The organism is Escherichia sp. MOD1-EC7003, from assembly GCF_002965065.1.
Lineage (GTDB): Bacteria > Pseudomonadota > Gammaproteobacteria > Enterobacterales > Enterobacteriaceae > Escherichia.
Genome location: NZ_PTRE01000251.1, coordinates 1 through 10878, shown reverse-complemented (window position 1 = coordinate 10878; position 10878 = coordinate 1). Strand labels below are relative to the sequence as shown.

Below are 10878 nucleotides of genomic sequence, written 5' to 3'. Positions count from 1 at the left end.
AAAAGAGATTGAACGCGGCCAGACGGCGATTAAATTGGCGCAGGCGGGGCATAACGGGGCGGTGATTAGCAGGGGCGACGCCGGTATTTACGGCATGGCGGGACTGGTGCTGGAGCTGGTGAGCAAGCAGAAGCTGGATGTGGAAGTTCGCCTTATTCCAGGGATGACCGCCAGTATCGCCGCCGCCTCGCTGCTGGGTGCGCCGCTGATGCACGACTTCTGTCATATCAGCCTCAGCGACTTGCTGACGCCGTGGCCGGTGATTGAAAAACGCATCGTTGCCGCAGGCGAAGCCGACTTCGTTATCTGTTTTTACAACCCGCGCAGCCGTGGCCGCGAAGGGCATCTGGCGCGCGCCTTTGAACTGCTGTCGGCCAGTAAAAGCGCTCAAACGCCGGTGGGCGTAGTGAAATCTGCCGGACGCAAAAAGCAGGAAAAATGGCTGACCACCCTCGGAGAGATGGATTTTGAACCGGTGGATATGACCAGTCTGGTGATCGTTGGCAACAAAGCGACTTATATACAGGATGGCCTGATGATCACGCCGCGAGGTTATGTGCTGTGAGCTACGGCGAGGTGCTGGTGATAGGGGGAACCAGCGACGCGCGGGCGCTATGCCAACAGCTGGACGCGGCGCAGGTCAAATACACCCTGTCGGTGGCAACGCCGACCGGCCAGCAGCTGGCAGGCGATATTCAGGGGCAGGTGCGCTGCGGGCGACTTGAGCTGGAGGAGATGGTCGCCTGGCTAAAGGCCAACCGTACCCGTTGGGTCATTGACGCTTCGCACCCTTACGCTGAAGTGGTGAGCCGTAACATCATTCGCGCCTGTGAAATCGCTGGCGTGTTGCTCAGTCGCTATCAGCGTCCGGAACAGCTTAGCGACCTGACGCATCCACAGCTTTATACCGTACAGAGCATCGAAGAAGCCTGCGATGTGGCGCGGCGCTTCGGTCAGCGGGTATTGCTCACTACGGGAAGCAAAGATCTGGCGCGCTGGCGGGCGGGGTTAGGCGAGAAAACGCTGTTGGCTCGCGTGTTGCCGGTAGCCGATGTCATCGCCCAGTGTGTTGAACTTGGCTTTGGCGTTGGCGAGATCTTCGCCCTGTGCGGGCCGTTCAGTGCCGAGTTTAACGCCGCTTTTTACCGTCAGTGCCGCGCCGATGTGGTGATCACCAAGGCCTCCGGTGCGGAAGGCGGTTATCAGGAAAAAGTACAACCCTGTCTCGATGCTGGTATCCCCTGCATCGTGATTACGCGCCCGGCACCGCTGGTGACGGGTGAAGAGTTACTGGAAAGTCAGGCTGCCTTTGCCCGGCGCTTAGCGCGTTGGCTGGCCGCTGCTTAAGGAGTCAGAAATGAAAAAAGCGCTTCTGGTGATCAGTTTTGGCACCAGCTATCCCGACACCTGTGAAAAGAACATTGTCGCCTGTGAGCGCGAACTGGCGGCCAGCTGCCCGGACCGCGACACGTTTCGCGCCTTTACCTCCGGGATGATTATTCGCAAGCTCAAGCAGCGTGATGGTATCGAGATTGATACGCCGTTGCAGGCTTTGCAGAAGCTCGTCGAACAGGGCTATCAGGATGTGGCGATTCAGTCGCTGCACATCATTAACGGCGATGAATACGAAAAGATCGTTCGCGAAGTGCAAAGTATGCGCCCGTTGTTCGCTCGTCTGACGCTGGGCGCGCCGCTGCTGAGCAGCCGTGACGATTATGTCCAACTGATGCAGGCGCTGCGCCAGCAGATGCCGCCGCTTGCTGAGAAAGAAACGGTGGTCTTTATGGGGCACGGTGCCAGTCATCACGCCTTCGCCGCCTACGCCTGTCTGGACCATATGATGACCGCCCAACGCTTTCCGGCGCGAGTGGGCGCGGTCGAGAGCTATCCGGAAGTTGACATTCTTATCGACAGCCTGCGCCAGCAGGGGGTGACGGGTGTTCACCTGATGCCATTGATGCTGGTGGCGGGCGATCATGCCATCAACGATATGGCCTCGGACGAAGAGGACTCCTGGAAAACGTTGTTCAACGCTGCCGGTATTCCGGCGACGCCGTGGCTTAGCGGGCTGGGAGAAAATCCGGCGGTGCGCGCGATGTTTGTCGCCCACCTACAACAGGCGCTGAATCTGTCGATGGAGGAAGCAGCATGAGCGGCAAACTGTATGCTCTGAGTACCGGACCGGGCGCGTCCGACCTGATTACCGTTCGCGCGGCGCGCATTCTTGGCAAACTGGATATTCTCTACGCCCCCGCCGGACGTAAAGGTGGCGATAGCCTGGCGCTTTCCATCGTGCGTGAATATATCGGCGAACAGACCGAAGTACGCTGCTGCCATTTTCCGATGAGCGCCGACAGCGCGGAAAAAGAGGCGGTCTGGGATGAGGTTGCCGCTGCGCTGGTGCACGAAGTGAAAGCGGGTAAGCAGGTTGGGTTTATTACCCTCGGCGACGCCATGCTGTTCAGCACCTGGGTATTTTTACTCCAGCGTATCGGCTGTGCGGACTGGCTGGAGATTGTTCCTGGCGTCACCTCTTTCGCCGCTATCGCCGCGCGTTCAAAAACGCCGCTGGCCATGGAACAACAGTCGCTGGCGGTGATCTCCTGTACCGCGCCGGAAGAGGAAATTGAACAAGCGCTGCGTCAGCATGAAAGCCTGGTGTTGATGAAAGTCTACGGGCGCTTTGCGCGCATCAAAGCGCTGCTGGCGAAAAACGGACTGCTGGATGCCGCACTGATGATGTCTGAGGCCACGCTGCCCGGCGAACAGTGCTGGCGCCATTTGAGTGATGTCAGCGACGACCAGCCGCTGCCCTATTTCTCAACCATCCTGGTCAACAAACAGTGGGAGTATGCAGAATGAAACTTGAACAACAGCTAAAACAGCTGTCTTTCAGTGGCTTAGCTGCGGCGCTATTACTGATGATAGTGCCAGAGCAGGCCTTCGCGATGCACATCATGGAGGGCTTTTTACCGCCGATGTGGGCACTGGCGTGGTGGGTGCTCTTTTTACCCTGCCTGTGGTACGGGCTGGTACGCCTGCGCCGTATCGTGCAGGAAGACAACAACCAGAAGGTACTGCTGGCGCTGTGCGGGGCGTTTATTTTTGTGCTTTCGGCGCTGAAAATTCCTTCCGTCACCGGCAGCTGTTCGCACCCGACTGGCGTCGGCCTGGCGGTGATCCTCTTCGGACCGGGCGTGGTGGCGATCCTTGGCGCTATCGTGCTGCTGTTCCAGGCGCTGCTGCTGGCGCACGGTGGGCTGACAACGCTTGGCGCGAACGGCATGTCGATGGCGGTGATTGGGCCGGTAGTCGGTTATATGGTGTGGAAAATGGCCTGCCGCGCGGGGATTCGCCGCGATGTCGGGGTGTTTCTCTGCGCGATGCTGGCGGATCTGGTGACCTACTTTGTCACCTCCGTACAGCTTGGCGTTGCTTTTCCAGATCCTACAGCGGGGGCGACCGGCTCGATCGTAAAATTTATGGGGATCTTCTGCCTGACGCAGCTCCCGATCGCCATTGCTGAAGGGTTGTTAACCGTCATGATCTACGACCAGTTGACCAAACGTCAGCTGATTACCGCACAGGGGCATTAACATGAAAAAGACGCTGATATTGTTAGCTATGGTAGTGGCGCTGGTGATCCTGCCGTTCTTTATCGATCACGGCGGTGAATTTGGCGGTTCGGATGGTGAAGCGGAGAGCCAGATTCAGGTGGTTGCGCCGCACTATGAGCCATGGTTCCAGCCGCTGTACGAACCGGCAAGCGGAGAAATTGAGAGTCTGCTGTTTACGCTACAGGGCTCCCTTGGCGCGGCGGTGATTTTCTATATTCTGGGTTACACCAAAGGCAGACAGCGCCGTGATGACCGGGTTTGACCGACTCAGCTATCAAAGCCGCTGGTTTCACGTCGCGCCAGAGCGCAAGTTTCTGTTCTGGCTGCTGCTGATGGTGCTGGCCTTTACCCTGCCTCCGCTGGGGCAGGGTATCGAAATGGTGCTGATTGCCGCCTTAACCTGCTGGCTGCTGCGGGTTTCGCCGTGGCGCTGGTGCCGCTGGATGGCGCTGCCGTTCGGCTTCCTGCTGATTGGCGTGCTGACTATTCTGTTTAGCATCAGCCGCGATCCGCATGCTCTGCTGGTGAGCGTTCCGTTGGGAAGCTTCCGGTTGGGCATCACGTCAGAGGGGCTGACTACCGCTAATGAGACCTTCTGGCGCAGCCTGGCGGCGCTGGCATCCACCTTCTGGCTGGTGCTGAATCTGCCGTTCCCACAGCTTATTTTGCTGCTTAAGCGCGGTCGGGTGCCGCGACTGCTGACCGAGCAGATCCTGCTGACCTGGCGCTTTATTTTTATTCTGGTAGATGAAGCGCTGGCGATTCACCGTGCGCAAACTTTGCGTTTTGGCTACCGTAGCGTGCCGAAAGGCTATCGCTCGCTGGCGATGCTGGTGGGGTTACTGTTTACCCGCGTGATGATCCGCTACCAACAGATGAGCACGGTGCTTGATATCAAACTGTATCAGGGTGATTTTCACCTCTAAGGATAAGTATGCTTGCCACGACCGATCTCTGGTTTCGCTATCAGGATGAGCCGGTGTTGAAGGGGCTGACGCTGGATTTTTCCCACCATGCGGTGACCGGCCTGGTGGGGGCGAACGGATGCGGAAAATCCACGCTGTTTATGAATCTGAGCGGCCTGCTGCGCCCGCAAAAAGGGGCGGTGTTGTGGCAAGAAAAGCCGCTGGATTACAGCAAGCGCGGCCTGCTGGCGCTGCGTCAGCAGGTGGCGACCGTTTTCCAGGACCCTGACCAGCAGATCTTTTATACCGATATCGACAGCGATATCGCCTTTAGCCTGCGTAACCTGGGCGTCGCGGAGGATGAAATCGCCCGTCGGGTGGACGATGCGCTGACCCTGGTTGATGCGCACTCTTTTCGCCAGCAGCCGATTCAGTGCCTGAGCCACGGGCAGAAAAAACGTGTGGCGATCGCTGGGGCGCTGGTGTTGCAGGCACGCTATTTACTGCTTGATGAGCCCACGGCGGGCCTCGATCCCTCCGGGCGCGCGCAGATGATTGACATCATCAAGCGCATTGTCGATCAAGGTAACCACGTGGTGATCTCCAGCCACGATATCGATCTGATTTATGAAGTCAGCGATGCGGTTTACGTTTTGCGCCGTGGCGAAGTGCTGGCGCACGGTGAACCCGGCGCGGTATTTTCGCGCTGCGAGTTAATGACGCAAGCCGGACTCACTCAGCCGTGGCTGGTGAAGCTGCATACACAGCTGGGACTGCCGCTGTGTAAAACCGAAGGCGAGTTTTTTGAGCAGATGCGAAATCATGCAATGAAGGAGGCGTCATGACGCTGGCAATTATGTTACAGGGGACCGCTTCTGACGTCGGTAAAAGCGTGCTGGTAGCGGGACTGTGCCGTATTTTTTATCAGGACGGGCTGCGTACCGCGCCGTTTAAATCGCAGAATATGGCGCTCAATTCTGGTATCACGCCGGATGGCAAAGAGATGGGGCGCGCGCAGATTTTCCAGGCCGAAGCGGCGGGAATTACGCCGGATGTGCGTATGAACCCGGTGCTGCTTAAACCGACCAGCGACCGTAAAGCGCAGGTGGTGCTGATGGGTAAGGTGGCGACCGATATGGACGCGGTGAGCTATCACGAATACAAGCCGCGTCTGCGCGAACAGATTCTCTCGGTCTATAACAGCCTGGCCGCCGAACATGATGTACTGGTGCTGGAAGGGGCAGGTAGCCCGGCAGAGATCAACCTGCGCGACCGCGACATCGTCAATATGGGCATGGCCGAGATGGCGCGGTGTCCGGTGATCCTCGTGGCAGATATCGACCGCGGCGGCGTTTTCGCCTCCATTTACGGCACCCTCGCGCTGCTGCACGACCACGAACGTGCGCGGGTTAAAGGCGTCATTATTAATAAATTTCGCGGCGACGTGGCGCTGCTTTATTCGGGTATCGAGCAGATAGAAGCGTTAACCGGTGTCCCGGTGCTCGGCGTGATGCCGTGGCTGGATGTCGATCTCGAAGATGAGGACGGCGTGGCGCTGCAAAAGGGTAAATACCTGCGTACTGACAGGCGTGATATTGAGATAGCCGTGGTCCAGGTGCCGCATATTTCCAACTTTACCGACTTCAACGCGCTGGCGGCGCAGCCGGACGTTCGCGTGCGCTATGTTCGCCAGCCGCAGGAGTTAGCGGGGGTTGATATGGTTATCTTGCCGGGGAGTAAAAATACGCTCGGCGATCTGCTCTGGCTGCGCGAAAGCGGGATGGCACACGCGGTGCTACAGACCCAGCGTCAGGGCGTGCCGGTGCTGGGGATCTGCGGTGGCTACCAGATGCTTGGCGAAACCATTATTGATGAGGTGGAATCGGGGCTTGGCACGCAGCCGGGACTGGGGTTACTCAATACCGTAACCTATTTCGCGCAGCATAAAACCACCACCCAGGTCACGGCGAATATGGCCCCGGCGCTGCCGACGTGGCTGGCGGCCACGGCAGGGCTTGCGGTACGCGGCTATGAAATCCATATGGGCGAAACCGAGCTGCATGATGGCTGCCGTTCGCTGCTGCAATTACATAAAAACGGGCTGAGCGTAGCGGATGGCGCGGTGAGCGACGATGGCCTGGCGTTTGGCACCTATCTTCACGGCCTGTTTGACAGCGATGAATTCACCCGCGCGTTGGTTAACGGCCTGCGTCAGCGGAAAGGGCTGGCGGCGCTGGATAGCGATTTCGAGTATGCGCTGTACAAATCCCAGCAGTTCGATCTGCTGGCCGACGCGATGCGCCAGAATATTGATATCGAAAAAATCTACGCCATCATGCGTCAACATCAGGAGCCAATATGCTGACTTTAGTTACCGGCGGGGCGCGCAGCGGTAAAAGTCGCCACGCCGAAGCGCTGATCGCCCACTCGCCGCAGGTGCTGTATATCGCCACGTCACAGATCTTTGATGACGAAATGGCGGCGAGGATCCAGCACCACCGCGACGGCAGGCCCGCACACTGGCGCACGGCTGAACGCTGGCAGCAGCTTGATGAGCTGATAACGCCGGATAACGATCCCGAAGAGGCGATCTTGTTGGAATGCATCACCACCATGGTGACCAATCTGCTGTTTGCGCTGGGCGGCGACAGTTCGCCGGACGATTGGGATTATGCTGCGCTGGAGCGGGCCATTGACGCTGAAATCGCTGTGCTGATTGCCGCCTGTCAGCGCTGTCCGGCTCAGGTGGTGCTGGTGACCAACGAGGTGGGGATGGGGATCGTGCCGGAAAACCGTCTGGCCCGCCATTTCCGCGATATCGCCGGGCGAGTCAACCAGCGCCTTGCAGCGGCGGCAGACGACGTCTGGCTGGTGGTGTCGGGCATCGGTGTGAAAATTAAATAAACAGGCGCTCCGTACCGGGCGTTATTCTTCCTGCTGGTTCTGTCGTGGGCCAGCCAACATAACGAGAACCTCTATGCAAAGCTTAACCTCTCTACTGGGCGCGATCCCCGCGCCTGATGAAAGCGCGATGGCACGCGCCCGGCTTCATATTGATGGTCTGCTCAAGCCGCCGGGAAGCCTTGGACGCCTTGAAGATCTTGCCGTACAGCTGGCGGGGATGCCCGGCCTTGAAGGCGTCCCGCAGGTGAAAAAGAAGGCGCTGCTGGTGATGTGCGCCGACCACGGCGTGTGGGACGAAGGCGTTGCGATATCGCCTAAAGCGGTAACCGCGATTCAGGCGGCGAATATGACCCTGGGTAAAACTGGCGTTTGCGTGCTGGCGGCGCAGGCGGGCGCGAAAATGCACGTGATTGATGTCGGGATCGATGCCGAACTTATTCCTGGCGTTATCAATATGCGCGTGGCGCGCGGCTGCGGCAATATCGCCGTTGGCCCAGCTATGAGCCGCAGTCAGGCAGAAGAACTGCTGCTGGAGGTGATTCGCTATACCCGTGGTCTGGCAGAAGATGGCGTCACGCTGTTTGGTGTTGGTGAGTTGGGGATGGCGAATACCACCCCGGCGGCGGCGATTGTCAGCGTCCTGACCGGTAGCGACGCGCAGGAGGTGGTGGGGATTGGCGCCAATTTACCGCTGACCAAAGTCGGTAACAAAGTGGATGTGGTGCGTCGAGCTATCGCCGTTAACCAGCCGGACCCACATGATGGTCTGGACGTGCTGGCGAAAGTGGGCGGTTTTGATTTATTGGGGATGGCGGGCGTGATGCTGGGTGCGGCTTCTTGTGGACTGCCGGTGGTGCTGGATGGTTTCCTCTCTTATGCGGCGGCGCTGGCGGCATGCCGGATTGCGCCACAGGTGAAACCCTACCTGATACCGTCGCACTATTCGGCAGAGAAGGGCGCACGTACGGCGCTGATGCACCTCGAACTGGAGCCTTACCTGAATATGGGCATGCGCCTGGGCGAAGGCAGCGGCGCGGCGCTGGCGATGCCAATCGTCGAAGCGGCCTGTGCGATGTACCACGAGATGGGCATGCTGGCGGCGAGCAATATTGTTTTGCCGAACAGTTGAGAAGGCGGAGGGGGGCGGCGCAGCACCGTTCCCTGAATTAGGCATAAGATTTTGCGGATCGCAGAAACAAAAAAACACCCTTGAGGGTGTTTAAAATGTTGGTTGCGGGGGCCGGATTTGAACCGACGACCTTCGGGTTATGAGCCCGACGAGCTACCAGGCTGCTCCACCCCGCGTCACCGTACTACTTTACTTCATTAAATTTTGATTGGTTGCGGGGGCCGGATTTGAACCGACGACCTTCGGGTTATGAGCCCGACGAGCTACCAGGCTGCTCCACCCCGCGTCACCGTACTGCTTTACTTCATCAAATTTTAATTGGTTGCGGGGGCCGGATTTGAACCGACGACCTTCGGGTTATGAGCCCGACGAGCTACCAGGCTGCTCCACCCCGCGTCCGTGGATGCGCACTATACTCCGCTCGCGTTTTCATGCAACCTTTTTTTTACCCGGGTCACGGATCTGGCATGATTTTGAGCAAAAACAAATCACTGGAGCCTGTTTTTTGTGCAGAATTTACGTCAGGGAGAGGCTGCTCATTTCATTAAACGCGGCGGTTTGTTATCTTCATTGCGCCTTATTTTTTAAACTGAAGAAGAGAACAATGAAAGGACGTTGGGTAAAGTACCTTCTTATGGGCACGGTTGTGGCAATGCTTGCCGCCTGCTCTTCCAAACCAACCGATCGCGGACAGCAATATAAAGACGGGAAATTTACCCAGCCTTTCTCTCTGGTAAACCAGCCAGATGCCGTTGGCGCGCCAATTAACGCCGGTGATTTTGCCGAGCAAATTAACCATATCCGTAATTCGTCCCCGCGTCTGTATGGCAACCAGAGTAATGTTTATAACGCGGTGCAAGAGTGGCTGCGCGCAGGTGGTGATACACGCAATATGCGCCAGTTCGGCATTGATGCCTGGCAGATGGAAGGTGCCGACAACTATGGCAACGTGCAGTTTACAGGCTATTACACGCCGGTAATTCAGGCGCGGCATACCCGCCAGGGCGAGTTCCAGTATCCTATTTACCGTATGCCACCAAAACGTGGTCGTCTGCCGTCTCGTGCGGAGATCTACGCCGGGGCATTGAGTGATAAATATATTCTCGCTTACAGTAACTCCCTGATGGATAACTTCATTATGGATGTTCAGGGTAGCGGTTATATTGATTTTGGTGATGGTAGTCCGCTTAACTTCTTCAGCTATGCCGGTAAGAACGGTCATGCCTACCGTAGCATTGGTAAGGTGCTGATCGACCGTGGCGAAGTGAAAAAAGAAGATATGTCGATGCAGGCGATTCGTCACTGGGGCGAAACACACAGTGAAGCCGAGGTTCGCGAGCTGCTTGAGCAGAATCCTTCATTTGTTTTCTTTAAACCGCAATCTTTTGCACCTGTGAAAGGGGCAAGTGCGGTGCCGCTGGTTGGTCGCGCTTCAGTTGCCTCCGATCGTTCCATTATCCCGCCAGGTACAACCTTGCTGGCAGAAGTACCGCTGCTGGATAATAACGGCAAGTTTAATGGTCAGTACGAACTGCGTCTGATGGTGGCGTTGGACGTCGGTGGCGCAATCAAAGGCCAACACTTCGATATCTATCAAGGGATCGGGCCGGAAGCCGGACATCGCGCAGGTTGGTACAACCACTATGGACGTGTCTGGGTGCTGAAAACCGCCCCAGGCGCAGGTAACGTCTTTAGCGGCTAATGTGATATTCTGTATACCGTTTTTACGGATATGACAGGGTGAGGGATACAGGGTGAGAGCATGAAAAGTATGTTTTTTGTACACACTTGAATAAAGGATAAAATACAATCAGAGACTGTATATTTAGCATGCTAAATACAACATTTTAAATGCAACTATGCGTTAAGTTTTACGGGTTAATATTGCGTTATTGATAAATTCATAAATTAACATTTAAATTATAGTTATCATAATCTTTCCCTGGTGAGGGATAACCTCACATCCTGATTATTGACTAAATGCGCGTTGTTCATGCCGGATGCGGCTTGAGTGTTTTATCCGGCCTACAAACCATGCAAATTCAATAGATTGCAGAAGTTATGTAGGCCTGATAAGCGTAATGCATCAGGCATTTACGCGTTCAGGGTGAGGGATAACCTCACATCCTGATTATTGACTAAGTGCGCGTTGTTCATGCCGGATGCGGCGTGTGCGCCTTATCCGGCCTACAAACCATGCAAATTCAATAGATTGCAGAAGTTATGTAGGCCTGATAAGCGTAGTGCATCAGGCATTTAGGCGTTTAGGGTGAGGGATAACCTCACATCCTGATTATTGACTAAGTGCGCGTTGTTCATGCCG

The 10878-nt window shown here is 56.6% G+C and carries 12 protein-coding genes and 3 tRNA genes; 12 read left to right on the top strand and 3 right to left on the bottom strand.

Features of this window, described 5'->3' with window-relative positions:
• From cobJ to cobT, 11 genes are all read left to right on the top strand, one after another.
• Positions 1 to 565: precorrin-3B C(17)-methyltransferase (cobJ, locus tag A7090_RS24885; protein WP_105275861.1), on the top strand; the 565-nt coding region annotated here is incomplete at its 5' end.
• Positions 562 to 1347: a cobalt-precorrin-6A reductase gene (locus A7090_RS24880; protein ID WP_105275860.1), complete on the top strand. Its 786-nt coding sequence runs from the start codon at positions 562 to 564 to the stop codon at positions 1345 to 1347. The genes cobJ and A7090_RS24880, both read left to right, overlap by 4 nt.
• 10 nt (positions 1348 to 1357) lie before the next feature.
• A complete protein-coding gene (cbiK, locus tag A7090_RS24875; protein WP_105275859.1) occupies positions 1358 to 2152 on the top strand; it encodes a sirohydrochlorin cobaltochelatase in 795 nt (264 codons plus the stop codon).
• Positions 2149 to 2862 (top strand): cobalt-factor II C(20)-methyltransferase, encoded by a 714-nt coding sequence (locus A7090_RS24870; RefSeq protein WP_105275858.1) that lies wholly within the window; start codon positions 2149 to 2151, stop codon positions 2860 to 2862. The genes cbiK and A7090_RS24870 overlap by 4 nt, the downstream gene beginning before the upstream one ends.
• Entirely contained in the window at positions 2859 to 3596 is a 738-nt protein-coding gene (gene cbiM / locus A7090_RS24865; protein WP_105275857.1) for a cobalt ECF transporter S component CbiM, read from the top strand. Before A7090_RS24870 ends, cbiM begins: the two co-directional genes overlap by 4 nt.
• A gap of 1 nt (position 3597) precedes the next feature.
• Positions 3598 to 3879 carry an energy-coupling factor ABC transporter substrate-binding protein gene (locus A7090_RS24860; RefSeq protein WP_105275856.1) on the top strand — a complete coding sequence of 94 codons (282 nt, stop codon included), beginning with the start codon at positions 3598 to 3600 and terminating at the stop codon, positions 3877 to 3879.
• Positions 3866 to 4543 carry an energy-coupling factor ABC transporter transmembrane protein gene (locus tag A7090_RS24855; RefSeq protein WP_105275855.1) on the top strand — a complete coding sequence of 226 codons (678 nt, stop codon included), beginning with the start codon at positions 3866 to 3868 and terminating at the stop codon, positions 4541 to 4543. The genes A7090_RS24860 and A7090_RS24855 overlap by 14 nt, the downstream gene beginning before the upstream one ends.
• An 8-nt stretch (positions 4544 to 4551) precedes the next feature.
• On the top strand, positions 4552 to 5367 hold the full coding sequence (locus A7090_RS24850) for an energy-coupling factor ABC transporter ATP-binding protein (RefSeq protein ID WP_105275854.1): 816 nt from the start codon (positions 4552 to 4554) through the stop codon (positions 5365 to 5367).
• Entirely contained in the window at positions 5364 to 6887 is a 1524-nt protein-coding gene (locus A7090_RS24845) for a cobyric acid synthase (RefSeq protein WP_105275853.1), read from the top strand. The genes A7090_RS24850 and A7090_RS24845 overlap by 4 nt, the downstream gene beginning before the upstream one ends.
• Positions 6881 to 7426 carry a bifunctional adenosylcobinamide kinase/adenosylcobinamide-phosphate guanylyltransferase gene (cobU, locus tag A7090_RS24840; protein ID WP_105275852.1) on the top strand — a complete coding sequence of 182 codons (546 nt, stop codon included), beginning with the start codon at positions 6881 to 6883 and terminating at the stop codon, positions 7424 to 7426. The genes A7090_RS24845 and cobU overlap by 7 nt, the downstream gene beginning before the upstream one ends.
• 73 nt (positions 7427 to 7499) lie before the next feature.
• Entirely contained in the window at positions 7500 to 8555 is a 1056-nt protein-coding gene (gene cobT / locus A7090_RS24835; RefSeq protein ID WP_105275851.1) for a nicotinate-nucleotide--dimethylbenzimidazole phosphoribosyltransferase, read from the top strand.
• A 99-nt stretch (positions 8556 to 8654) separates the two neighbouring features.
• Here the strand turns inward: cobT and A7090_RS24830 are convergent.
• The 3 genes from A7090_RS24830 to A7090_RS24820 form a co-directional block, all read right to left on the bottom strand.
• Positions 8655 to 8731, bottom strand: a tRNA-Met gene (locus tag A7090_RS24830).
• Between the two features lie 33 nt (positions 8732 to 8764).
• Positions 8765 to 8841: transfer RNA gene (locus A7090_RS24825), tRNA-Met, on the bottom strand.
• A gap of 33 nt (positions 8842 to 8874) precedes the next feature.
• A tRNA-Met gene (locus A7090_RS24820) sits at positions 8875 to 8951 on the bottom strand.
• A 208-nt stretch (positions 8952 to 9159) separates the two neighbouring features.
• On the opposite strand from A7090_RS24820, the gene mltA reads away from it, so the two are divergent.
• Positions 9160 to 10257, top strand: coding sequence for a murein transglycosylase A (gene mltA, locus A7090_RS24810; RefSeq protein ID WP_000678646.1), 1098 nt, complete (start codon positions 9160 to 9162; stop codon positions 10255 to 10257).
• The last annotated feature ends 621 nt before the right edge of the window (positions 10258 to 10878 follow it).

Excerpts from the sequence above, each read along its gene's own strand:
- A7090_RS24860 (WP_105275856.1), top strand. The coding sequence starts at position 3,598 with ATGAAAAAGACGCTGATATTGTTAGCTATGGTAGTGGCGCTGGTGATC.
- cbiK (WP_105275859.1), top strand. The coding sequence starts at position 1,358 with ATGAAAAAAGCGCTTCTGGTGATCAGTTTTGGCACCAGCTATCCCGAC.
- cobT (WP_105275851.1), top strand. The coding sequence starts at position 7,500 with ATGCAAAGCTTAACCTCTCTACTGGGCGCGATCCCCGCGCCTGATGAA.
- A7090_RS24845 (WP_105275853.1), top strand. The coding sequence starts at position 5,364 with ATGACGCTGGCAATTATGTTACAGGGGACCGCTTCTGACGTCGGTAAA.
- A7090_RS24855 (WP_105275855.1), top strand. The coding sequence starts at position 3,866 with ATGACCGGGTTTGACCGACTCAGCTATCAAAGCCGCTGGTTTCACGTC.
- mltA (WP_000678646.1), top strand. The coding sequence starts at position 9,160 with ATGAAAGGACGTTGGGTAAAGTACCTTCTTATGGGCACGGTTGTGGCA.
- cbiM (WP_105275857.1), top strand. The coding sequence starts at position 2,859 with ATGAAACTTGAACAACAGCTAAAACAGCTGTCTTTCAGTGGCTTAGCT.
- A7090_RS24850 (WP_105275854.1), top strand. The coding sequence starts at position 4,552 with ATGCTTGCCACGACCGATCTCTGGTTTCGCTATCAGGATGAGCCGGTG.
- A7090_RS24870 (WP_105275858.1), top strand. The coding sequence starts at position 2,149 with ATGAGCGGCAAACTGTATGCTCTGAGTACCGGACCGGGCGCGTCCGAC.
- cobU (WP_105275852.1), top strand. The coding sequence starts at position 6,881 with ATGCTGACTTTAGTTACCGGCGGGGCGCGCAGCGGTAAAAGTCGCCAC.